At 62.7% G+C, this 20,830-nt stretch carries 21 protein-coding genes; 14 read left to right on the forward strand and 7 right to left on the reverse strand.

From position 1 onward, the window contains the following. The first annotated feature begins 207 nt into the window (after positions 1–207). From ACF8GF_RS18990 to ACF8GF_RS19000, 3 genes are read left to right on the forward strand one after another with little or no spacing between them, the layout of a single operon-like run. Entirely contained in the window at positions 208–867 is a 660-nt protein-coding gene (locus ACF8GF_RS18990; RefSeq protein ID WP_209968147.1) for a paraquat-inducible protein A, read from the forward strand. Next, positions 854–1,477, forward strand: a complete 624-nt coding sequence (locus ACF8GF_RS18995; protein ID WP_176685736.1) for a paraquat-inducible protein A — start codon at positions 854–856, stop codon at positions 1,475–1,477. Before ACF8GF_RS18990 ends, ACF8GF_RS18995 begins: the two co-directional genes overlap by 14 nt. Next, a complete protein-coding gene (locus tag ACF8GF_RS19000; RefSeq protein WP_392488355.1) occupies positions 1,470–3,770 on the forward strand; it encodes an MlaD family protein in 2,301 nt (766 codons plus the stop codon). The genes ACF8GF_RS18995 and ACF8GF_RS19000 overlap by 8 nt, the downstream gene beginning before the upstream one ends. A 247-nt stretch (positions 3,771–4,017) precedes the next feature. Here ACF8GF_RS19000 and rpsT read toward each other — a convergent pair whose 3' ends face one another. Next, positions 4,018–4,296, reverse strand: coding sequence for a 30S ribosomal protein S20 (gene rpsT / locus ACF8GF_RS19005; protein WP_003247625.1), 279 nt, complete (start codon positions 4,294–4,296; stop codon positions 4,018–4,020). A 250-nt stretch (positions 4,297–4,546) separates the two neighbouring features. Between rpsT and murJ the strand changes: the two genes are divergently transcribed. The 6 genes from murJ to ispH all read left to right on the forward strand — a co-directional run bounded on the left by murJ (position 4,547) and on the right by ispH (position 11,882). Further along, on the forward strand, positions 4,547–6,085 hold the full coding sequence (gene murJ / locus ACF8GF_RS19010) for a murein biosynthesis integral membrane protein MurJ (protein WP_129933645.1): 1,539 nt from the start codon (positions 4,547–4,549) through the stop codon (positions 6,083–6,085). Positions 6,086–6,203: 118 nt separating this feature from the next. Beyond that, the gene (gene ribF / locus ACF8GF_RS19015) at positions 6,204–7,154 is read left to right on the forward strand and encodes a bifunctional riboflavin kinase/FAD synthetase (RefSeq protein WP_392488356.1); all 951 of its coding nucleotides are present in this window, start codon (positions 6,204–6,206) and stop codon (positions 7,152–7,154) included. Further along, positions 7,151–9,982 (forward strand): isoleucine--tRNA ligase, encoded by a 2,832-nt coding sequence (ileS, locus tag ACF8GF_RS19020; RefSeq protein ID WP_176685738.1) that lies wholly within the window; start codon positions 7,151–7,153, stop codon positions 9,980–9,982. The genes ribF and ileS overlap by 4 nt, the downstream gene beginning before the upstream one ends. Next, positions 9,975–10,490, forward strand: coding sequence for a signal peptidase II (gene lspA, locus ACF8GF_RS19025; protein WP_176685739.1), 516 nt, complete (start codon positions 9,975–9,977; stop codon positions 10,488–10,490). Before ileS ends, lspA begins: the two co-directional genes overlap by 8 nt. Continuing rightward, a complete protein-coding gene (gene fkpB / locus ACF8GF_RS19030) occupies positions 10,483–10,920 on the forward strand; it encodes an FKBP-type peptidyl-prolyl cis-trans isomerase (protein ID WP_010951871.1) in 438 nt (145 codons plus the stop codon). The genes lspA and fkpB overlap by 8 nt, the downstream gene beginning before the upstream one ends. A 14-nt stretch (positions 10,921–10,934) precedes the next feature. Continuing rightward, positions 10,935–11,882 carry a 4-hydroxy-3-methylbut-2-enyl diphosphate reductase gene (gene ispH, locus ACF8GF_RS19035; RefSeq protein WP_010951872.1) on the forward strand — a complete coding sequence of 316 codons (948 nt, stop codon included), beginning with the start codon at positions 10,935–10,937 and terminating at the stop codon, positions 11,880–11,882. 76 nt (positions 11,883–11,958) lie between these two features. On the opposite strand, the gene ACF8GF_RS19040 is transcribed toward ispH, so the two are convergent. Continuing rightward, positions 11,959–12,441: a GspH/FimT family pseudopilin gene (locus ACF8GF_RS19040; protein ID WP_392461580.1), complete on the reverse strand. Its 483-nt coding sequence runs from the start codon at positions 12,439–12,441 to the stop codon at positions 11,959–11,961. Positions 12,442–12,550: 109 nt separating this feature from the next. On the opposite strand from ACF8GF_RS19040, the gene ACF8GF_RS19045 reads away from it, so the two are divergent. Genes ACF8GF_RS19045 through thiO form a run of 5 tightly spaced genes read left to right on the forward strand, consistent with a single transcriptional unit; the run spans position 12,551 to position 15,378 of the window. Then, the gene (locus ACF8GF_RS19045) at positions 12,551–12,733 is read left to right on the forward strand and encodes a prepilin-type N-terminal cleavage/methylation domain-containing protein (protein ID WP_014589583.1); all 183 of its coding nucleotides are present in this window, start codon (positions 12,551–12,553) and stop codon (positions 12,731–12,733) included. Next, entirely contained in the window at positions 12,730–13,374 is a 645-nt protein-coding gene (locus tag ACF8GF_RS19050; protein WP_392461579.1) for a PilW family protein, read from the forward strand. Before ACF8GF_RS19045 ends, ACF8GF_RS19050 begins: the two co-directional genes overlap by 4 nt. Continuing rightward, on the forward strand, positions 13,371–13,835 hold the full coding sequence (locus tag ACF8GF_RS19055) for a hypothetical protein (RefSeq protein ID WP_176685742.1): 465 nt from the start codon (positions 13,371–13,373) through the stop codon (positions 13,833–13,835). The genes ACF8GF_RS19050 and ACF8GF_RS19055 overlap by 4 nt, the downstream gene beginning before the upstream one ends. 1 nt (position 13,836) lies before the next feature. Further along, on the forward strand, positions 13,837–14,226 hold the full coding sequence (locus tag ACF8GF_RS19060; protein WP_392488357.1) for a type IV pilin protein: 390 nt from the start codon (positions 13,837–13,839) through the stop codon (positions 14,224–14,226). A 54-nt stretch (positions 14,227–14,280) separates the two neighbouring features. Then, positions 14,281–15,378 (forward strand): glycine oxidase ThiO, encoded by a 1,098-nt coding sequence (gene thiO, locus ACF8GF_RS19065; protein WP_176685744.1) that lies wholly within the window; start codon positions 14,281–14,283, stop codon positions 15,376–15,378. 144 nt (positions 15,379–15,522) lie between these two features. Here the strand turns inward: thiO and ACF8GF_RS19070 are convergent, their stop codons facing one another. The 5 genes from ACF8GF_RS19070 to ACF8GF_RS19090 all read right to left on the reverse strand — a co-directional run bounded on the left by ACF8GF_RS19070 (position 15,523) and on the right by ACF8GF_RS19090 (position 20,830). Beyond that, the gene (locus tag ACF8GF_RS19070; RefSeq protein ID WP_339444552.1) at positions 15,523–16,932 is read right to left on the reverse strand and encodes an amidase; all 1,410 of its coding nucleotides are present in this window, start codon (positions 16,930–16,932) and stop codon (positions 15,523–15,525) included. 1 nt (position 16,933) lies between these two features. Then, positions 16,934–18,211, reverse strand: a complete 1,278-nt coding sequence (locus tag ACF8GF_RS19075) for a Zn-dependent hydrolase (protein ID WP_392461573.1) — start codon at positions 18,209–18,211, stop codon at positions 16,934–16,936. Between the two features lie 152 nt (positions 18,212–18,363). Beyond that, positions 18,364–19,059, reverse strand: a complete 696-nt coding sequence (locus tag ACF8GF_RS19080) for an ABC transporter ATP-binding protein (RefSeq protein ID WP_012051120.1) — start codon at positions 19,057–19,059, stop codon at positions 18,364–18,366. Next, positions 19,059–19,811: an ABC transporter ATP-binding protein gene (locus tag ACF8GF_RS19085; RefSeq protein WP_176685540.1), complete on the reverse strand. Its 753-nt coding sequence runs from the start codon at positions 19,809–19,811 to the stop codon at positions 19,059–19,061. Before ACF8GF_RS19085 ends, ACF8GF_RS19080 begins: the two co-directional genes overlap by 1 nt. Further along, a complete protein-coding gene (locus tag ACF8GF_RS19090) occupies positions 19,811–20,830 on the reverse strand; it encodes a branched-chain amino acid ABC transporter permease (RefSeq protein WP_176685541.1) in 1,020 nt (339 codons plus the stop codon). Before ACF8GF_RS19090 ends, ACF8GF_RS19085 begins: the two co-directional genes overlap by 1 nt.

A 20,830-nucleotide genomic window follows, 5' to 3' on the forward strand; every position in this document is an offset into this window, starting at 1 on the left:
GGGCCAAAAAATCTGGCCCTGCTCGAATCCCGGGAGCAGGCAGCTTCGTAGATGGCGCCGGCGTTGCCGGTGTTCGCGGGTAAACCCGTTCCTACAGGGAAGGGTGCAACGCCAGGCAGGGGCGCATACCCTCCAGGCCAACGTCGCCTCCCATAATTCGAGCCAGAACACTAGAATAGCCCCCACGCACCTATTCAGAAGCGCCCTATGTCCAATTCTGTCGAACCTGAAACCCTGGCCCAGCTGCCGTTGGACGAGCTTGTCGCCTGCCATGAATGCGACCTGCTGCTGCGCAAGCCAGTGCTGCAGCACGATGAGAAGGCCCAATGCCCGCGCTGCGGCTACGAGCTCTATGCCCACCGGCACAATGTGGTCAATCGCAGCCTGGCCCTGGTACTGGCGGCCCTTTTGCTGTTCGTGCCGGCTAATTTTCTGCCGATCATGCAGTTGCACCTGCTTGGTCAGACTTCGGACGATACCGTCTGGAGTGGCGTGCTCGGCTTGTACAACTCGGGAATGCGCGGTGTTGCCGTGGTGGTGTTGCTCTGCAGCATGGTCATTCCACTGGCGAAACTGCTCTGCCAACTGGCCGTCCTGTTGAGCATCCGCCTGAACTTCGGGCGTGACTACGGCCTGGTCTTCTACCGCATCTATCACCACCTGCGTGACTGGGGCATGCTCGAGGTCTATTTCATGGGGGTGCTGGTGGCCATCGTCAAACTGGTGGATCTGGCCGAACTCACCGTGGGCCTGGGGCTGTTCTGTTTCATCAGTCTGTTATTGATCCAGGTGTGGCTCGAGGTGGTGATGTCGCCCCACCAGATCTGGAGTGCGTTATCAGGGGAGGACCTGCATGCGGGCGATTGACGCAGGCATTCTTGTCTGCAATGAGTGTCACGAACTGAACAGGCGAGAGGACGGCAGTACTTCGCAAACCTGCACACGCTGCGGCGCTATTGTGCATGCACGCCGGCCGAACAGTATCGTGCGAACATGGGCGTTGCTGATTGCGGCGTCGATCCTTTACATCCCGGCCAACATACTGCCGATCATGACCGTGAGTACCCTCGGTCAGGGCAGTCCGGACACCATCATGTCCGGTGTCATCACCCTGCTCAAGCACGGCATGGTGCCCATTGCGGCTGTGGTGTTCATTGCCAGTATCCTGGTCCCCACCTTCAAGCTGGTGGGCATCGGCCTGCTGTTGTACTCCGTTCAGCGGCGGCAACCGCTTTCAGCCCGACAGCGGATATTGATGTACCGCTTCATCGAATTCATTGGGCGCTGGTCCATGCTGGACATCTTCGTCATTGCCATCCTGGTGGCAGTGGTGAATTTTGGCCGAATAGCCAGTGTCGAAGCCAACCTGGGCGCTGTCGCCTTCGCAACTGTGGTGATCCTGACAATGCTTGCCGCTTTAACTTTCGATCCCCGACTGATTTGGGATAACACGGAGTCGGATGACGACCATGAGTGACCTGCCAACGGCTAAAACCCGCCCAGCCTCGAACTGGTCGGCCATCTGGATCCTGCCTTTGATTGCACTGATGATCGGTGGCTGGCTCGCGTGGCAGGCCTACCGCGACGCTGGCGTGGAAATTGAAGTCCGCTTCGAGTCGGGAGAGGGTATCGTCGCCAACAAGACCGAGGTCATCTACAAGGGGATGCCAGTTGGCAAGGTGAAAAGCCTGGTGCTCGACGCCAAGGGCGACACGCAGGGGGTGATCGCCACCATCGAGATGAACAAAGCCGCCGAGCCCCATCTGAACAAAGGCACGCGTTTCTGGCTGGTGAAGCCGAGTGTCAGTCTGGCCGGTATATCTGGCCTTGAAACACTGGTGTCGGGTAACTACATCGCCGTTAGTCCGGGGGAGGGGGAGCGTACCAAGCGCTTCATTGCATTGGAGGTGGCGCCACCGCTCTCGGACTCGGAACCAGGCCTGCACCTGACCCTCAAGGCCGACAGGCTGGGCTCGCTCAACCGGGACAGCCCGGTGTTCTACAAGCAGATTCAGGTTGGCCGGGTGAAAAGCTACCGCCTGTCCGAGGACCAGAGCACCGTAGAGGTGAAAGTCTTCATCGAGCCGGCCTACGCCAGCCTGGTGCGTAAGCACACGCGTTTCTGGAACGCCAGCGGTGTCAGCATCGATGCTTCACTTTCGGGTGTGAAAGTGCGCAGTGAGTCGTTGTCGAGCATTGTGGCGGGTGGTATCGCCTTCGCCACGCCGGAGTACCGCAAGGACAGCCCACCCACCGATCCGAGCCTGCCGTTCCGCCTGTACGAGGACTTCGATGCCGCCCAGGCGGGTATCCGGGTAAAAGTGAAGCTGAACGATTATGAGGGGCTGCAGGCGGGTCGCACGCCCGTCATGTACAAAGGCATCCAGGTGGGCTCGCTGAAAGCCCTGAAGATGGAAGACAACCTGGCCAGCGCTTCGGCTGAGCTGACACTCGACCCGCTGGCCGAGGACTACCTGGTAGAGGGGACGCAGTTCTGGGTGGTCAAGCCGTCGATTTCCCTGGCGGGAATCACTGGCCTGGAAGCGCTGGTCAAAGGTAACTACATCGCCATTCGTCCAGGTGAGAAGGGCGCACGGCCAGAGCGTGAGTTCGAGGCGCGTGCCAAGGCGCCGCCGCTCGACCTCAAGGCGCCGGGCCTGCACATGGTGTTGTTCGCCGACACCTTGGGTTCGCTGGAAATCGGCAGCCCGGTGATGTATCGCCAGGTGAAGGTGGGTAGCGTGCAGAGCTATCAGTTCGCCCGTAACAGCAGCCGCATCCTGATCGGTGTGCATATCGAGAAGGAGTACGAGACGCTGGTCAATGGTTCGTCGCGCTTCTGGAATGTCAGTGGGATCACCCTGACCGGCGGCCTGTCGGGCATCAAGATCAAGAGTGAGTCGCTGCAAACACTGATGGCCGGCGGTATTGCGTTCGATACGCCACGGCCCGATGTACCGCTGAAGCGACACATTCCACGCTTCCGCCTGCATGACAGCCAGGAAGCGGTAAACCGTGCGGGTACGTTGATCACCATCCGTGTAGAGCGTGCCGATGGCCTGAAGCCGGGCACGGCCATCCGCTTCCGCGGCCTGGATGTGGGCAGTATCGAGAGCGTCGACCTCACCGATGACCTGCAGGCGGTGCTGCTGCGGGCGCGGATTACCGAAGCGGCGGATCGTATTGCCCGTGCCGGTACGCAGTTCTGGGTGGTCAAGCCGGCCCTGGGCCTGGTGCGCACTGAAAACCTCGACACCTTGATTGGTGGGCAGTACCTGGAAGTGCAGCCTGCAGCGAAGAACCGTGGGCCACAGCGCGACTTCATCGCTTTGGCCGACGCCCCGCAGGTAGCAGGGCCAGAGGTTGGCCTGCCATTGACGCTCAGTGCGCCACGCCGCGGCTCGATCAAGCCGGGTGTGCCGGTTACTTATCGTGAGGTCAAGGTGGGCAAGGTGACAGGCTTCGAGCTGGGCCAGAGCGCTGACCGCGTGCTGATTCATATCCTCATCGAGCCGCGCTATGCCGCCTTGGTGCGCAGCGGTAGCCGCTTCTGGAACAGCAGTGGTTTCGGTTTCGACTGGGGGCTGTTCAAGGGGGCTACAGTGCATACCGAGTCGGTGGAAACCCTGGTCGATGGCGGTATCGCCTTCGCAACGCCAGATGGCGAGCAGATGGGTAACCCGGCACGGCCGCGGCAGACCTTTGCCTTGTTCGACAAGGCCGAGGATGAATGGCTGCAGTGGGCACCGAAGATTCAGATTGCCAAGTGATTTAAAAGTAGGGCCGCCAAGCGCGGCCCCGCTTTTTTGTGGGAGCGGCCTTGCGTCGCGAAAGGGGCGCGTAGCGGCCCCTCGGTTTCAGCGCAGAAGCTGAGATTGCCGGGGCTGCTCCGCGGCCCTTTCGCGACACAAGGCCGCTCCCACAGAGATCGAGTCCCACATGGAGCTGTGCCTGCAAGCATAAATCGCAGGCAACAAAAAGCCGACCCTAGGGTCGGCTTTTCGACTTGCACGTCGCTTAGGCAGCTGCAGCTTCTTTCAGCGCCTTGATGTGGCCATTCAGACGGCCTTTGTGACGAGCAGCCTTGTTCTTGTGGATGATACCCTTGTCGGCCATACGGTCGATTACAGGTACAGCCAGAACGTAAGCGGCTTGCGCTTTTTCGGCGTCTTTTGCGTCGATGGCTTTGACTACATTCTTGATGTAGGTGCGAACCATGGAACGCAGGCTGGCGTTGTGGCTGCGACGCTTCTCAGCCTGTTTTGCACGTTTCTTGGCGGAAGGTGTGTTGGCCACCGTCGAGCTCCTCGAAAGACTTTAGGTAAATAGCAAACAAAATAGGCCGCGAATCATGCCGATCAGTCGAGCGGATGTCAAGGCCACCTGCAAGGTTCCGCCGAGCGGTGCGCCAACAGGTAGGAAAGATTCCTTTCTGCTGCGCGACCTGTACACTCGGGAATTTTTGGCTCCCCTGCGAAGGCGCGGGAGTATCGCACATTCGGACGCTGTCTGGCAGCGTCCTCTGTCATTGGCGTGAATCTTTTCGATGAACCTGCTCAAATCCCTGGCTGCAGTAAGCTCGATCACCATGATTTCGCGGGTGCTGGGCTTTGTTCGCGACACCATCCTGGCCCGTATCTTCGGTGCTGGTGTCGCTACCGACGCCTTCTTCATCGCGTTCAAACTGCCCAACCTGTTGCGGCGCATCTTCGCCGAAGGTGCATTCTCCCAGGCCTTCGTGCCGATTCTGGCCGAGTACAAGACCCAGCAGGGCGAGGAGGCGACGCGAACCTTCATTGCCTATGTCAGCGGCCTTCTGACCCTGGTGCTGGCCCTGGTGACCGCCATCGGCATCCTCGCTGCACCGTGGGTGGTGTGGGCGACTGCCCCGGGTTTTGTCGACAGCACCGAAAAATACGAGCTGACCACCGACCTGTTGCGGGTGACGTTTCCTTATATATTCCTGATCTCGCTGTCTTCCCTGGCCGGCGCGATCCTCAATACCTGGAACCGCTTTTCGGTGCCGGCCTTTACGCCCACCCTGCTGAACGTGGCGATGATCGCCTTCGCCGTGTTGCTGACGCCGTACTTCAACCCGCCAATCATGGCGTTGGCCTGGGGCGTGCTGGCGGGTGGCCTGGCGCAGTTGCTGTACCAGCTGCCAGCGCTGAAGAAGATCGGCATGCTCGTGCTGCCGCGTCTGAATCTCAAGGACGCAGGTGTGTGGCGGGTACTGAAGCAGATGCTGCCGGCGATCCTGGGGGTGTCGGTGAGCCAGATCTCGCTGATCATCAACACCATCTTTGCCTCCTTCCTGGTGGCCGGCTCGGTGTCGTGGATGTACTACGCCGACCGCCTCATGGAGCTGCCTTCGGGCGTGCTGGGCGTGGCCCTGGGCACCATCCTGCTGCCCACCCTGGCCAAGACCTACGCCAACAAGGATCGCGAGGAGTACTCCCGGATTCTCGACTGGGGCCTGCGCCTGTGCTTCTTGCTGGTGCTGCCCTGCACACTGGCTTTGGCCATTCTTGCCGAACCGCTGACCGTTGCTTTGTTTCAATATGGCAAGTTCAGCGCGTTTGATGCGGCAATGACCCAGCGAGCGCTGATCGCCTATTCCGTGGGCTTGCTGGCGATCATTCTGATCAAGGTACTGGCACCTGGCTTCTACGCGCAGCAGAATATCCGCACGCCGGTGAAGATCGCAGTCTTTACCCTGGTCTGCACCCAGCTGTTCAACCTTGCCCTGGTCGGCCCGCTTGCACATGCCGGCCTGGCATTGGCGATCAGCCTCGGTGCCTGCCTGAATGCCGGTTTGCTGTTCTGGAAGCTGCGCAGTCAGCAGCTGTTCGAGCCTCAGCCAGGCTGGGCAGTGTTCCTGCTCAAGCTTGTGTTGGCGGTGGCACTGATGTCGGCAGTACTGCTGGCGGGCATGCATTATATGCCGGCCTGGGAGCAGGGCATCATGCTTGAGCGCTTCCTGCGGCTTGGGGCGCTGATCCTGGCGGGTGTCGTGACGTATTTTGGCTGCCTGTACCTGTGCGGCTTCCGGCCCCGGCATTTCGCTCGCAAGGCCTTGCACTGAGGCTTTGGGCGGGTCAGGCGTCGGTTTTTCGCATTCCACGCCGCCCTTGGGCGCTGCTGCCTGTCACCAGCGCCCGGGTGTGGTTATAATCGGCCACTTTATGAGCAAGAAGCGCGTTATGCAGCTGGTTCGAGGTCTTCACAACCTGCGCCCCGAGCACCGGGGCTGTGTCGCCACCATTGGCAACTTCGACGGGGTTCACCGCGGCCACCAGGCAATCCTGGCGCGCCTGCGCGAGCGCGGTCAGGCCTTGGGCCTGCCGACCTGCGTGGTGATCTTCGAACCGCAACCACGCGAGTACTTCGCACCCGATACCGCGCCGGCACGCCTGGCTCGGCTGCGCGACAAGATCGAGCTGCTGGCGACCGAAGGCATCGACCGGGTGCTGTGCCTGGCGTTCAACCAGCGTCTGAGCAAGCTCAGCGCCGATGCCTTCGTCAAGGCCATTCTGGTCGACGGTCTGGGCGTGCGTCATCTCGAAGTGGGCGATGACTTCCGCTTCGGCTGCGATCGCGCTGGCGACTTCGCTTTCCTGGTCGAGGCCGGCAACGCGTACGGCTTTACCGTCGAGGCCGCCAACACGGTCATCCAGGATGGCCTGCGGGTCAGCAGCACCGAAGTGCGCAAGGCCTTGTCCGAGGGCGACTTCGAGCTGGCCGAACACCTGCTGGGCCGCCCGTACCGCATTACAGGCCGCGTGCTGCACGGCCAGAAGCTGGCCCGCCAGCTCGGCACACCAACCGCCAACATCCAGCTCAAGCGCCGCCGCGTGCCGCTGTCCGGGGTATACCTGGCCAGCATCGTGATCGACGGCAAGTCTTGGCCGGGTGTCGGCAATATCGGCGTGCGCCCCACCGTTGCCGGTGATGGGCGCCCGCACCTGGAGATTCATCTTCTGGACTTTGCCGGCGATCTTTACGGCCGGCGCCTGACGGTGGAGTTCCACCACAAGCTGCGTGAAGAGCAGCGATTCGCCTCCCTGGAGGCGCTGAAGTCGGCGATCGATGCGGATATCGCCGCCGCACGTGCACATTGGCACGCTCAACCGCTAACGAAGAGCCTGAAATGACCGACTACAAAGCCACGCTTAACCTTCCGGACACCGCCTTCCCCATGAAGGCCGGCCTGCCTCAGCGCGAACCGCAGATCCTGCAGCGCTGGGACAGCATTGGCCTGTACCAGAAGCTGCGCGAAATTGGCAAGGATCGTCCCAAGTTCGTCCTGCACGACGGCCCGCCCTATGCCAACGGCAAGATTCATATCGGTCATGCGTTGAACAAGATCCTCAAGGACATGATCGTCCGTTCCAAGACCCTGGCCGGCTTCGATGCGCCGTACGTGCCAGGCTGGGACTGCCACGGCCTGCCGATCGAGCACAAGGTCGAGGTTACCCACGGCAAGCACCTTTCCGCTGATCGTACCCGCGAGCTGTGCCGCGAGTACGCTGCCGACCAGATCGAAGGGCAGAAGACCGAGTTCATCCGCCTGGGCGTACTGGGTGACTGGGACAACCCATACAAGACCATGAACTTCGCCAACGAGGCCGGTGAAATCCGCGCCTTGGCCGAAATGGTCAAGCAAGGCTTCGTGTTCAAGGGCCTGAAGCCGGTGAACTGGTGCTTTGACTGCGGTTCGGCGCTGGCTGAAGCGGAAGTCGAGTACGCCGACAAGAAGTCGCAGACCATCGACGTGGCCTTCCCGGTTGCCGATGACGCCAAGCTCGCCGCCGCCTTCGGCCTGGCCTCGCTGGCCAAGCCGGCCGCCATCGTGATCTGGACCACCACCCCGTGGACCATCCCGGCCAACCAGGCCCTGAATATCCACCCGGAGTTCACGTACGCCCTGGTCGACACCGGCGAGCGCCTGCTGGTGCTGGCTGAAGAGCTGGTCGAGTCGTGCCTGAAACGCTACAACCTGGAAGGCTCGGTCCTGGCCACCGCCCAAGGTTCGGCGCTGGAACTGATCAACTTCCGCCATCCGTTCTACGATCGCCTGTCGCCAATCTACCTGGCCGACTACGTCGAGCTGGGCGCCGGTACCGGCGTGGTGCATTCCTCGCCAGCCTACGGTGAAGACGACTTCGTCACCTGCAAGCGCTACGGCATGGTCAATGACGACATCCTCACCCCGGTGCAGAGCAACGGCGTGTATGTCGATTCGCTGCCCTTCTTCGGTGGCCAGTTCATCTGGAAGGCCAACCCGGCCATCGTCGAGAAGCTGAGCGAAGTCGGTGCGCTGATGCACACCGAAACCATCAGCCACAGCTACATGCACTGCTGGCGCCACAAGACCCCGCTGATCTACCGCGCCACCGCGCAGTGGTTCGTGGGCATGGACAAGCAGCCGACCACCGGCGAGCCGCTGCGTGAGCGTGCGCTTAAAGCCATCGAAGACACCAAGTTCGTTCCGGCCTGGGGCCAGGCGCGCCTGCACGCGATGATCGCCAACCGCCCGGACTGGTGCATCTCGCGTCAGCGCAACTGGGGTGTGCCGATCCCGTTCTTCCTGCACAAGCAGACCGGCGAGCTGCATCCACGCACTGTCGAGCTGATGGAGGAAGTGGCCAAGCGTGTCGAGCAGCAAGGCATCGAGGCCTGGTTCAAGCTGGACGCCGCTGAACTGCTGGGTGCTGAAGCCGACCAGTACGACAAGATCGCCGACACCCTCGACGTGTGGTTCGACTCGGGCACCACCCACTGGCATGTGCTGCGTGGCTCGCACGACATTGGCCACACTACCGGCCCGCGCGCCGACCTGTACCTGGAAGGTTCGGACCAGCACCGCGGCTGGTTCCACTCTTCCTTGCTGACCGGTTGTGCCATCGATAACCATGCGCCATATCGCGAGCTGCTGACCCACGGCTTCACCGTGGATGAAAACGGCCGCAAGATGTCCAAGTCGCTGGGCAACACCATCGAACCGGAGAAGGTCAACAACACCCTGGGTGCCGATATCCTGCGCCTGTGGGTTTCGGCCACCGACTATTCCGGTGAAATGGCCGTTTCCGAGCAGATCCTGCAGCGCAGTGCCGACGCCTACCGGCGTATCCGCAATACCGCACGCTTCCTGCTGTCCAACCTGTCCGGCTTCGACCCGGCCCGCGACCTGCTGGCCCCGGAAGACATGCTGGCGCTGGACCGCTGGGCCGTGGACCGTACCCTGCTGCTGCAACGCGAGCTGGAAGAGCACTACAGTGAGTACCGTTTCTGGAACGTCTACTCCAAAGTGCACAACTTCTGCGTACAGGAGCTGGGCGGCTTCTACCTCGACATCATCAAGGACCGCCAGTACACCACCGGCGCCAACAGTGTCGCCCGCCGTTCCTGCCAGACTGCGCTGTACCACATCAGCGAAGCGCTGGTGCGCTGGATCGCGCCGATCCTGGCATTCACCGCCGACGAAATCTGGCAGTACCTGCCGGGCGAGCGCAACGAGTCGGTGATGCTCAACGGCTGGTACGAAGGCCTGAGCGAGCTGCCGGAAGGCACCGAACTGGGCCGCGCTTACTGGGACCGCGTGATGGCGGTGAAGGCATCGGTGAACAAAGAGCTGGAAAACCAGCGTACCGCCAAGGTCATTGGTGGCAACCTGCAGGCTGAAGTTACCCTGTACGCCGACGAAGGCCTGAGTGCCGACCTGGGCAAGCTCGGCGACGAGCTGCGCTTCGTGCTGATCACCTCGGCCGCCAGCGTGGTGCCATTCGCACAGGCGCCGGCCGAAGCCGTAGCCACTGAGGTCGAAGGCCTCAAGCTGAAAGTGGTCAAGTCCGGCCACACCAAGTGCGGCCGTTGCTGGCACTTCCGCGCCGATGTTGGCAGCCACCCGGAACACCCGGAAATCTGCGGCCGTTGCGTCGACAACCTGACCGGCTCGGGTGAGGTACGCCACTATGCCTAACCCTGCAGCGGGGCGCTTCGGGCGCCTTGCATGGCTGTGGCTGAGCTTGCTGGTCCTGGTCGTCGACCAGGCCACCAAGCTGTACTTCAACAACACCCTGACCATGTACCAGCAGATCGTGGTCATTCCTGACTACTTCAGCTGGACCCTGGCCTACAACACCGGTGCTGCGTTCAGCTTCCTGGCTGACGGTGCGGGTTGGCAGCGCTGGTTGTTCGCCCTGATCGCCGTGGTGGTCAGCGCGGTGCTGGTGGTGTGGCTCAAGCGCCTGGGGCGCAACGAGACCTGGCTGGCCGTGGCGCTGGCGCTGGTGCTGGGTGGGGCGATTGGCAACCTGTACGACCGCATCGTGCTGGGCCATGTGGTCGACTTCATCCTGGTGCACTGGCAGAACCGCCATTACTTCCCGGCCTTCAACGTGGCCGACAGCGCCATCACCGTTGGTGCGGTGATGCTGGCGCTGGATATGTTCAAGAGCAAGAAGTCTGAGGATCCGGTCCATGACTGACACCCGTATCGGCCAGAACACCGAAGTCACCCTGCACTTCGCGCTGCACCTGGAAAATGGCGATACCGTCGACAGCACGTTCGATAAAGCCCCGGCCACCTTCAAAGTGGGTGATGGCAACCTGCTGCCGGGCTTTGAAAACGCCCTGTTCGGCTTCAAGGCTGGTGACAAGCGCACCGTGGCAGTGGCCCCGGAGAACGCCTTCGGACAGCCTAACCCGCAGAACGTGCAGGTCATGCCGAGGTCCAACTTCGAAGGCATGGAGTTGTCCGAAGGGCTGCTGATCATCTTCAACGACGCCGCCAACACCGAGCTGCCGGGTGTGGTCAAAGCGTTCGATGACGACCAGGTCACCATCGACTTCAATCACCCACTGGCTGGCAAGACCCTGACCTTCGAGGTGGAGATCCTCGAGGTGAAGGCCCTGTAAGCCTGGAGCCGAGCATGCAAATCAAACTCGCCAACCCTCGCGGCTTCTGCGCCGGGGTCGACCGGGCGATCGAGATCGTCAACCGCGCGCTGGAAGTCTTCGGCCCGCCGATCTATGTGCGTCACGAAGTGGTGCACAACAAGTTCGTGGTGGAAGACTTGCGTAACCGCGGCGCCATCTTTGTCGAAGAATTGGACCAGGTGCCGGACGATGTCATCGTCATCTTCAGTGCCCACGGTGTTTCCCAGGCTGTGCGCCAGGAAGCTGCTGGCCGTGGCTTGAAAGTGTTCGATGCCACCTGCCCGCTGGTGACCAAGGTTCACATCGAAGTGGCCAAGTACAGCCGCGATGGCCGTGAGTGCATTCTCATCGGCCACGAAGGGCACCCGGAAGTCGAAGGCACCATGGGCCAGTACGATGCCAGCAACGGCGGCGCCATCTACCTTGTCGAAGACGAGGAAGATGTGGCCAACCTGCAGGTGCGCGACCCGGACCACCTGGCTTTCGTCACCCAGACAACACTGTCGATGGACGACACCAGCCGCGTCATCGATGCTCTGCGTGCGCGTTTCCCGAACATCGGTGGCCCGCGCAAGGACGACATCTGCTACGCCACCCAGAACCGCCAGGATGCCGTCAAGCAACTGGCCGGCGAGAGCGACGTGGTGCTGGTGGTGGGCAGCCCGAACAGTTCCAACTCCAACCGTTTGCGCGAGTTGGCTGAGCGCATGGGCACCCCGGCCTACCTGATCGACGGTGCCGAGGACCTGCAACGCGGCTGGTTTGACCAGGCCGCGCGGATCGGCATCACCGCCGGTGCTTCTGCGCCCGAAGTGCTGGTGCGTGGCGTGATCGAACAGCTCAAGGCCTGGGGCGCCACTGGCGCTGAAGAGCTGGACGGGCGCGAAGAGAACATCACCTTTTCAATGCCCAAAGAGCTGCGGGTTCGCTCGCTGATCTGACGGGCAGCACCACCGCCAATGCAGGGGCTGCTTTGCAGCCCCTTCGCGACACAAGACCGCTCCTGCAATGACCGCGCTAGCAGCGGTCATTGCTCTGGTCCTCCGTAAGCAACCTGACTCTGCCGCTTGATGCCAGCGCCACCTGATTTCGGCTGCGAGCAGCGGCGCGTTCGCATATTTCCAGTGTTGCGCCCAACCAGCCGTTGCCCGACATCATTGGCACGCCCAGCGCACTGAATTTGAACTGCTCACCGCGGTTGCTGGTTATTTTCAGCGGCTTTGAAAGGCGCTGTTCGCGCAGCACCTGCCGGTTATGCTCCAGCACTACCCGCCAACCATTCCCCCAATTACCGTCCAGCGCCAGCACCAGCACCGGCTGGCCTTGCAGCATGGCATGGCTGCGTGCACTGCGCAGCGCCTGCGCCAGATCACGGGCAGCCGCCGCCCGGTGTAGGTCATCGCTCATTCTGGCGTAGGCCGGCATGCCCAGTTGGGTCAGCAAGACCGCCACGGCCAAGGCCGACATCATTTGTATCAGTGTTACGCCGCGTTGCTTCACCGTGCATTCCTCCCTGGACGTGCTTGGCTATAGCTTCCTGGCGGCTGGACAAGAGGTCCAGTCGCCCAAGTTGAAAGCAATGACGGGAAAAGTCGCAGGAGGTGCAGGGATGCACGAAAGGCAAGGGGGCATGACGCTTCTGGAAGTGCTGTTGGCGGTTGTGGTCGTGGCCGTGGGTATGTTCGCCGCAGCGGGGCTGCAACTGCAGGCCTTGCAGGCTGTGGACAGTGCGCGTCGCAATGGGCAGGCGGCAATGGCGGCGCACAGCGAGCATGAACGGGGGCGTCGATGAGGCGCGGCCAACGTGGTTTGGGTTTGGTTGAGCTGATGTTGGCGCTGACGATCGGGTTGATGTTGTTGGCGGCCGCCAATCAGCTCTTTGCATCGGCTCACCAGGCCTGGCGCCTGCAAAGTACTGCGCTGCGCATGCAGGATGAGGCGCGGCAGGCGTTGCTGCGCATGGCCCAGGATATTCGCATGGCCGGCATGTTTGGCTGTTTGCGCCTGAGACCTTCCGATTTCGATGACCCGGCATTACAGCAGGTCTTCGCTCGCCCCTTGGTGATCGAAGCGTCCACCCTCAGCCTGATCGTGGCGGAGTTGCCTGGGCAAGCTGGCCGACCTGACTGGTTTCTGCACACCGATTGCCTGACCAAAGCGTCTGTCGATGCAGCGCGCAAGGCTGGGGACCCACTGGTGTACCCGGTCAGCAGGTATGTCTACCAGTTCCAGGGCGATAAGCTGAGGTTCAAACGCGGAAACAGCAAATTTCAACCGTTGGTTGATAATGTGCAGGCGATGCGTGTAGAGCGTGTGCAGATGGTGGGGGGGGAACGGGTGGATATCAGCCTGACGCTTTACGAACCCACGCTCAAGGTTCAGCAGCGCCATGAGTTGAGCGTCGCAATCCGCAACCCGGTCCCCGCTTCATGACTCACCAGCGTGGCGTGGTTCTTCTACTGGCCTTGGTCCTGAGCGTCCTGCTGGGCCTGCTTGCCACATCTGCCCTGCGCGACGCGCTGGTGGAAACGCGGATGACCGGCTACCTGAGCGATGGCCTGATGGCGCTGGAAGAGGCTGAGGCCACTTTGCTGGCTGGGGTACGCGAACTTGAACGGGCGCCCCCTGACGTTTGTATCGCGTGCCTGCCACCGCCCAGGCCGCACGATCTGGTTGGGCAGTGGCAAGGTACCCAGACCGGCTTTTTCCAACTGCAGAACCTGGGTGTCAGCACACGTGCCGCGCACATGCCCGAAGGGCAGCCGGTTAGCCTGTTCCGGATTACCGCCGTCAGCAAGCAAAGCCGCTCACGGCATGTGCTGGAAGCGGTCTACGCCGTGGCCGGCAATCAAACCCAACGCATCACCTGGCGGCAAAGATTGCGAGGAGACTGACATGCAGCAAGGCTTGAGCCTGATCGAGTTGTTGATTGTGCTGGCCGTGACCGGCATTCTGGCAGCCATTGCCTACCCCAGTTACAGCGACCAGCTTCGGCGAGCCGCGCGCAGCGAAGTGGTTGGCCTGCTGCATGATGCCGCCCTGCGCCTTGAGCGCCACCGCGTGCGCACTGGCCAATACGCCGAGGGCGACCTGGTCTTGCCCGAAGGTACCCGCTACTACAGCCTGCAGGCCCAGCGCGGCAGTGACACCTTCACGCTGCGCGCCCGGCGGCTACCGCATGGGCTGATGGCGCAGGATGGCTGTGGCGATTTCCAGCTCGACCAGGCTGGCGTGCAGCACAATCCGGGCGCCGTTGAGCACGGCCCGCACTGTTGGGGAAGTTGAAGGTTCAATGATGCCCGGTGCATCGCGGTTTTACTTCAGGTGTTGGATCGACAGATGAGCAAGCAAGTAGTGGTGGTTGGTGGCGGGGTGATTGGCCTGCTGACGGCATTCAACCTGGCAGCCAAGGTCGGCCAGGTGGTGGTGTGCGATCAGGGCGAGGTTGGCCGAGAGTCGTCCTGGGCTGGCGGAGGCATTGTCTCGCCGTTGTACCCGTGGCGTTACAGCCCCGCCGTGACCGCTCTGGCGCACTGGTCGCAGGACTTTTATCCACAGCTGGGCGAGCGTCTGTTCGCCAGCACCGGGGTCGACCCCGAAGTTCACACCACCGGGCTGTACTGGCTCGACCTGGACGACGAGGCCGAAGCATTGGCCTGGGCCGCGCGCGAGCAGCGGCCGCTGAGTGCCGTGGATATTTCCGCGGCCTACGATGCGGTGCCGGTGCTGGGCCCGGGCTTCAAGCACGCCATCTACATGGCTGGCGTGGCCAATGTGCGCAACCCGCGCTTGGTCAAGTCGCTGAAGGCGGCGTTGCTGGCGCTGCCGAACGTGAGCTTGCGCGAACACTGCCAGATCACCGGCTTCGTGCAGGAAAAGGGGCGCGTGGCTGGTGTACAGACGGCTGATGGCGTACTGGCGGCGGATGAGGTTGTGCTCAGCGCAGGCGCCTGGAGTGGCGACCTGTTGCGTACCCTTGGCCTTGAACTGCCGGTGGAGCCCGTGAAGGGCCAGATGATCCTGTTCAAGTGCGCAGAAGACTTCTTGCCGAGCATGGTGCTGGCCAAGGGGCGCTATGCAATCCCGCGACGTGACGGGCACATTCTGGTGGGGAGCACGCTGGAGCATGCCGGGTATGACAAGACCCCGACCGGGGATGCTCTGGAAAGCCTGAAGGCATCGGCAGTGGAGTTGTTGCCTGAGCTTGAAGGCGCCACAGTGGTGGCGCACTGGGCGGGACTGCGGCCGGGGTCGCCAGAAGGCATCCCTTACATTGGGCCTGTGCCGGGGCATGAAGGGTTGTGGCTGAACTGCGGGCATTATCGCAATGGGCTGGTGCTGGCGCCGGCTTCGTGCCAGCTGTTTACCGATTTGCTGACAGGGGCCGAGCCGATTATCGACCCGGCGCCGTATGCGCCAGAAGGGCGTTTGGGCTGAGGACCTCTTCGCGGGTAAACCCGCTCCTGCACGAGCGGGTTCACCCGCGAAAGGGCCGTAGAAGCCAACACAGATTTCAGCCAGTAATCGGTGCGTGTAGGAGCGGGTTCACCCGCGAAAGGGCCGCAGAAGCCAATACAGATTTCAGCCAGTAATCGGTGCTTGCAGGTGCCGGCTCGGATAATGCTGCTCATACACCTTGCACACCCGCAGCACTTGCTCATCGGCAAAGCGCCCGGCCACCACCTGCAGGCCCACCGGCAACCCTTCGCGGGTAAACCCGCAGGGCACCGAGGCTGCCGGCTGTTGGGTCAGGTTGAACGGATAGCTGAACGGCGTCCACTCCATCCATTGCGCCATCCCCGACCCAGGCGGCACGTTGTGTCCGGCTTCGAACGCCACCAACGGCAGCATCGGCGATACCAGCACGTCATATCGCTGATGAAATGCATTCATCTTCGCAATCAATTCTGCCCGTGCCTCAAGCGCCTGGGTGTATTCGCCAAGGCTGATCTGTGCACCTTGTTCGGCAATCCAGCGCAGCCCCGGGTCAAGCAACGCTTTCTGCTCATCGCTCAAGGCACTGGCCAACCGCGCCGCACCGGCAAACCACAGGGTATTGAAGGTTTCCAGCGGGTCGCTGAAGCCCGGGTCCACTTCCTCTACCTGCGCACCCAGCCGCGCCAGGCGCTGCACCGCTTGCGCCACCAGTGCCTGGATCTGTGGGTCGACCTGCACGTAACCGAAATTGGCACTGTAGGCGATGCGTAGGCCGCTCAGATCTTGCTGCTGGCTGAGCCACGGCGCCTGCCGGGGTGCGCCGGCCAAACCGTCGCGGGCATCGGGGCGCGCTACGCAGTCGAGCATCAGCACCGAGTCGTCCACGGTACGCGTCATCGGCCCCAGGTGCGACAGCACGGTCATGGCGCTGGCCGGCCATTGCGGCACATAGCCGAAGGTCGGTTTGATGCCGAAGGTGCCGGTAAATGCGCAGGGGATGCGAATCGAACCACCGGCATCGCTGCCCTGATGCAGCACCCCCAGATTTAGCGCGGCTGCTGCTGCTGCACCGCCAGACGACCCCCCAGCAGTCAGCCTGGTATCCCACGGGTTGCGGGTAATGCCGTACAGCGGGTTGTCGGTCACGCCTTTCCAGCCAAACTCTGGCGTGGTGGTCTTGCCCACCAGCACTGCACCGGCTTCACGCATGAACGCAGAGACGGGCGCATCGACCTCCCATGGCCCGGTACCCGAGGTCGTACGCGAGCCCTTGCGGGTAGGCATGCCGCGGGTCAGGGTCAGGTCCTTGATCGAGGCGGGTACGCCATCCAGTCGGCCACAGGGCTGGCCGCGCTGCCAGCGTTGTTCGCTGGCGCGGGCGGCGGCGCGGGCACCCTCGTCATCCACATGGCAGTAGGCGTTGACCGCCGGGTTATGCAGGTCGATGCGCGCCAGCACATCGTCGACCACCTCGACGGGTGACAGCTGGCGGCGCTGGTACAGTTCAAGCAGTTCGGCGGCGGTGAGTTCGCCAATCGCGGTTTTCTGGGTCATCTTAACGGGCTCCCGGGTTGGCGGCCTGGAACATGGCGCGCAACAGGACGTCGCAGCCATCGGCCAGGTCCTGGGGCGCGGCATTTTCGATTTCGTTGTGGCTGATGCCACCTTCGCATGGCACGAAGATCATCCCGGCCGGGCCCAGTTCAGCGAGGAAGATCGCATCGTGACCGGCGCCGCTGACGATATCCATGTGGCTCAGGCCCAGCGCGCGCGCCCCTTGGCGCACGGCATCCACGCACTGCTCGGCGAAGTACAGCGGCGGGAAGTCGGCTGTCGGGGTCAGCTGATAGCTCAGGCCATGTTTCACCGTGCTGGTTTCGATGGCTGCGCGCACTTCGCTGACCATGGCGTCGAGGTGCCCAGGGTCGAGGTGGCGCAGGTCGATGGTCATGTGCACCTGGCCGGGGATAACGTTGCGAGAGCCTGGGTGCAAGGTCAGGCAGCCGACCGTGCCACAGGCATGTGGCTGGTGCGCGTGAGCGACGCGGTTGACCGCAGCCACCACCTCGGCAGCGCCGACCAATGCGTCCTTGCGCAGGTGCATGGGCGTGGGGCCAGCATGCGCCTCGACACCGGTCAGTACCAGGTCGAACCATTTCTGCCCCAGGCAGCCCTGGACCACGCCGATGGTGGTGCGTTGGTCTTCCAGCACCGGGCCTTGTTCGATATGTGCTTCGAAGTAGGCGCCCACGGCATGCCCGGTAGGCAGGCGCGCGCCGGCGTAACCGATGCGCTGTAGTTCCGCGCCAACCGACAGGCCTTGGTCGTCTACCTTGTCCAGGGTTTCCTGCAGGCCGAACTTACCGGCAAACACGCCCGAGCCCATCATGCAGGGCGGGAAGCGCGAACCTTCTTCGTTGGTCCATACCACCACTTCCAGCGAGGCCTCGGTGGTCAGGTGCAGGTCGTTGAGCGTACGCATCACTTCGAGGCCGGCCATGACGCCGTAGCAGCCATCGAACTTGCCGCCGGTGGGTTGGGTGTCGATGTGGCTGCCGGTCATGATCGGCGGCAGGGCAGGGTTGCGCCCGGGGCGGCGTGCGAAGATATTGCCGATGGCGTCGACGCTGACCGTGCAGCCGGCCTCTTCGCACCAGTGGACGAACAGGTCGCGAGCCTGGCGGTCGAGGTCGGTCAGGGCCAGGCGGCATACGCCGCCCTTGGCAGTGGCGCCGAGTTGGGCCAGGTCCATCAATGATTGCCAAAGGCGTTCGCGGTTGACCAACGGGCCTTGGCCGAGCAGGTGCTGCGAGGGATCGATGCGGGTGTTCATGGTTCATCTCTCCTGAAATTACTGGGTTGCTTGTACTGGCCTATTCGCGGGTGAACCCGCTCCTACAAAGGCCTCGCAGGGCTGAGGGTGGTGACACCTTTGCAGGCGCGGGTTTACCCGCGAAAGGGCCGGTACAGGTAAGCACGGTCGGGTCAGGCGCTAAGGGCCAGGTAACGGTTCTTGATGCTCGGGTCCTCGCGGAACTGTGCCGCACTGCCCTGGTAAGCGACGCGGCCCTGCTCCAGCACATAGTGGCGATCAGCAAGGGCATCGCAGACCATCAGGTTCTGCTCTACCAGCAGGATCGACAGCCCTTCGTCCTTGATCCGTCGCAGGATCTTCACCAGTTCATCGACAATCACCGGGGCCAGGCCTTCGGTGGGCTCGTCGAGGATCAGCAGCTTGGGGCCGTTGAGCAGGGCGCGGGCGATAGCGAGCATCTGTTGCTCACCACCGGACAGGGCAAAGCCACCGTTGCGGCGACGCTCCTTCAGGCGCGGGAACATGCTGTACACGTCCTCCAGCTGCCAGCGACTGGCCTTGCGCACGGCAATCTTCAGGTTCTCCTCCACGCTGAGCTGGCGGAAAATGCCGCGGTGTTCCGGCACCAGAGCAATGCCGAGCCGGGCGATATCGAAAATTTCGCGGCCGACCAATTGCTGGCCGTTGAAGCTGATCTGTCCCTGCCGTGGGCGGACGATGCCGAGGATGCTGCGCAAGGTGGTGGTCTTGCCTGCACCGTTGCGCCCCAGCAGCGTTACCAGTTCGCCTGCCTCGACCTTGAGCGAGACACCTTCGAGCACATGGCTCTTGTCGTAGTAGGAATGGATCGAATCGACGTTGAGCATCAGGCGGCCTCTCCAAGGTAGGCGGTGCGTACGCGCTCGTCGTTGCGCACCTGTTCAGGGGTACCCTCGACCAGGATCTGGCCGTGACTCATCACCGTGATGCGCTGGCTGATCGACATGACAATGCTCATGTTGTGCTCGATCAGCAGCACGGTATGGTCGCGGCCAAGGTCGCGGATCAGGTCGGTCATCACCGGGATGTCGTCGATGCCCATGCCCGAAGTGGGTTCGTCGAGCATCAGCAGGGTGGGCTTGGCGCAGATCGACATGCCCACTTCCAGCACCCTTTGCTGGCCGTGCGACAGCTCGCCCGCCAGGGTTTCGGCACGGGCGCTCAGTTTCAGGCGCTCCAGCACCTGGTCGGCGGTGTTCCAGTGGCTGCGCTTGTGCTCGACACTACGCCAGAAGTTCAGCGCGCCCAGGCCATCACGGCCTTGGGCGGCCAGGCGCAGGTTCTCGCGCACTGAAAGGTTCTGGAACAGGCTGGTGAGCTGAAACGAACGCGCCATGCCAAGCGCCACCCGCCCGTGGGACGGCTTGCGAATGATGTCCTGGCCATTGAACAGGATCTTGCCGGCCGTGGCCTGACGCTCGCCGGTCAGGCAGTGGAACAGGCTGGTCTTGCCGGCGCCGTTGGGGCCAATGACGGTGTGGATGGTGCCGGCTCGCACTTTGAGGTCAACGCCCGCGACCGCCTTGAACGGCCCGTAGGCCAGCTCCAGGTGGCGGGTTTCCAGGAGGTAGTCGCTCATCACAGGGTCTCCTTGGTCTTGGCCTGGGGTTTGTCATGGGCATTGCGGGTGGCCAGCAGGCGCTTGCCCAGTTCGGTCAGGCCGCCCCACAGGCCGCCACGCATGAACACCACCACCAGAATCAGGATCACCCCCAGCAGCATCAGCCAGCGTGGCCAAAGCTCCGACAGCACGTCACCCAGCAGCACGATGGCGCCGGCGCCCAGCAGCGAGCCGAACAGTGAGCCGGTGCCGCCGACGATGGTCATGATCAGGATGTTCTCGCTCATCATCAGGTCGATGTTCGACAGCGGCGCAAAGTGCAGCAGCATGGCGTACAGCGCCCCGGCGATGCCGGTGATGGCGCCCGACAGCATGAACACCAGAATCTTGAAATGGCGGGTGTCGTAGCCGATGGCGGCGGCGCGGGTCTCGTTTTCGCGGATGGCCAGCAGGGTGCTGCCGAATGGCGAACGGATCACCCGCAGGGCTGCGGCGAAGATCAACAGGAACAGCACCGCGACGAATCCATAAAAGTGCCGCGGGTCGGCCAGGTCGACCAGCACATGGCCGGCGATTTCGATATTCGGCCGTGGCACATCGAGCAGGCCGTTGTCACCCCCGGTCCAGTCGCTGAGGGTATAGGCCAGGAAGTAGGCCATCTGGCTGAAGGCCAGGGTCAGCATGACGAAGTAGATGCCCGTGCGACGGATCGCCAGTGCGCCCACCAGCAGCGCGAGGAGGGCGCCGAACACAGCAGCGCCAAGCAGCGCGGCGAACATGCCCCACTGCAGGTGGATCATCAGCAGCGCTGCGCCATAGGCGCCCACGCCAAAGAAGATGCCCTGGCCGAACGACAGCAGTCCGGTGTAGCCGAGCAGCAGGTTGCAGGCCAGTGCGGCCATGGCAAAGATCAGGATCTCGGTGGCCAGGGTGGCCGATGGCAGCAACAGCGGCAGTGCCACCAGGCTGGCAATTACCAGCGACAGCAGTGCCGGGGCGCGGCCCTTGGCGACTGGCAATGGGTTTTTCTCGCTCAT

It is taken from the genome of Pseudomonas sp. yb_5 (assembly GCF_043103865.1).
In the GTDB taxonomy this organism is placed as follows: domain Bacteria; phylum Pseudomonadota; class Gammaproteobacteria; order Pseudomonadales; family Pseudomonadaceae; genus Aquipseudomonas; species Aquipseudomonas putida_Y.

Bases quoted from the DNA above. Each gene is read 5' to 3' on its own strand.
- ACF8GF_RS18990 (WP_209968147.1), top strand. From the start codon at position 208: ATGTCCAATTCTGTCGAACCTGAAACCCTGGCCCAGCTGCCGTTGGAC.
- ACF8GF_RS18995 (WP_176685736.1), top strand. From the start codon at position 854: ATGCGGGCGATTGACGCAGGCATTCTTGTCTGCAATGAGTGTCACGAA.
- ACF8GF_RS19000 (WP_392488355.1), top strand. From the start codon at position 1,470: ATGAGTGACCTGCCAACGGCTAAAACCCGCCCAGCCTCGAACTGGTCG.
- murJ (WP_129933645.1), top strand. From the start codon at position 4,547: ATGAACCTGCTCAAATCCCTGGCTGCAGTAAGCTCGATCACCATGATT.
- ribF (WP_392488356.1), top strand. From the start codon at position 6,204: ATGCAGCTGGTTCGAGGTCTTCACAACCTGCGCCCCGAGCACCGGGGC.
- ileS (WP_176685738.1), top strand. From the start codon at position 7,151: ATGACCGACTACAAAGCCACGCTTAACCTTCCGGACACCGCCTTCCCC.
- lspA (WP_176685739.1), top strand. From the start codon at position 9,975: ATGCCTAACCCTGCAGCGGGGCGCTTCGGGCGCCTTGCATGGCTGTGG.
- fkpB (WP_010951871.1), top strand. From the start codon at position 10,483: ATGACTGACACCCGTATCGGCCAGAACACCGAAGTCACCCTGCACTTC.
- ispH (WP_010951872.1), top strand. From the start codon at position 10,935: ATGCAAATCAAACTCGCCAACCCTCGCGGCTTCTGCGCCGGGGTCGAC.
- ACF8GF_RS19045 (WP_014589583.1), top strand. From the start codon at position 12,551: ATGCACGAAAGGCAAGGGGGCATGACGCTTCTGGAAGTGCTGTTGGCG.
- ACF8GF_RS19050 (WP_392461579.1), top strand. From the start codon at position 12,730: ATGAGGCGCGGCCAACGTGGTTTGGGTTTGGTTGAGCTGATGTTGGCG.
- ACF8GF_RS19055 (WP_176685742.1), top strand. From the start codon at position 13,371: ATGACTCACCAGCGTGGCGTGGTTCTTCTACTGGCCTTGGTCCTGAGC.
- ACF8GF_RS19060 (WP_392488357.1), top strand. From the start codon at position 13,837: ATGCAGCAAGGCTTGAGCCTGATCGAGTTGTTGATTGTGCTGGCCGTG.
- thiO (WP_176685744.1), top strand. From the start codon at position 14,281: ATGAGCAAGCAAGTAGTGGTGGTTGGTGGCGGGGTGATTGGCCTGCTG.
- ACF8GF_RS19070 (WP_339444552.1), bottom strand. From the start codon at position 16,932: ATGACCCAGAAAACCGCGATTGGCGAACTCACCGCCGCCGAACTGCTT.
- ACF8GF_RS19075 (WP_392461573.1), bottom strand. From the start codon at position 18,211: ATGAACACCCGCATCGATCCCTCGCAGCACCTGCTCGGCCAAGGCCCG.
- ACF8GF_RS19080 (WP_012051120.1), bottom strand. From the start codon at position 19,059: ATGCTCAACGTCGATTCGATCCATTCCTACTACGACAAGAGCCATGTG.
- ACF8GF_RS19085 (WP_176685540.1), bottom strand. From the start codon at position 19,811: ATGAGCGACTACCTCCTGGAAACCCGCCACCTGGAGCTGGCCTACGGG.
- ACF8GF_RS19090 (WP_176685541.1), bottom strand. From the start codon at position 20,830: ATGAGCGAGAAAAACCCATTGCCAGTCGCCAAGGGCCGCGCCCCGGCA.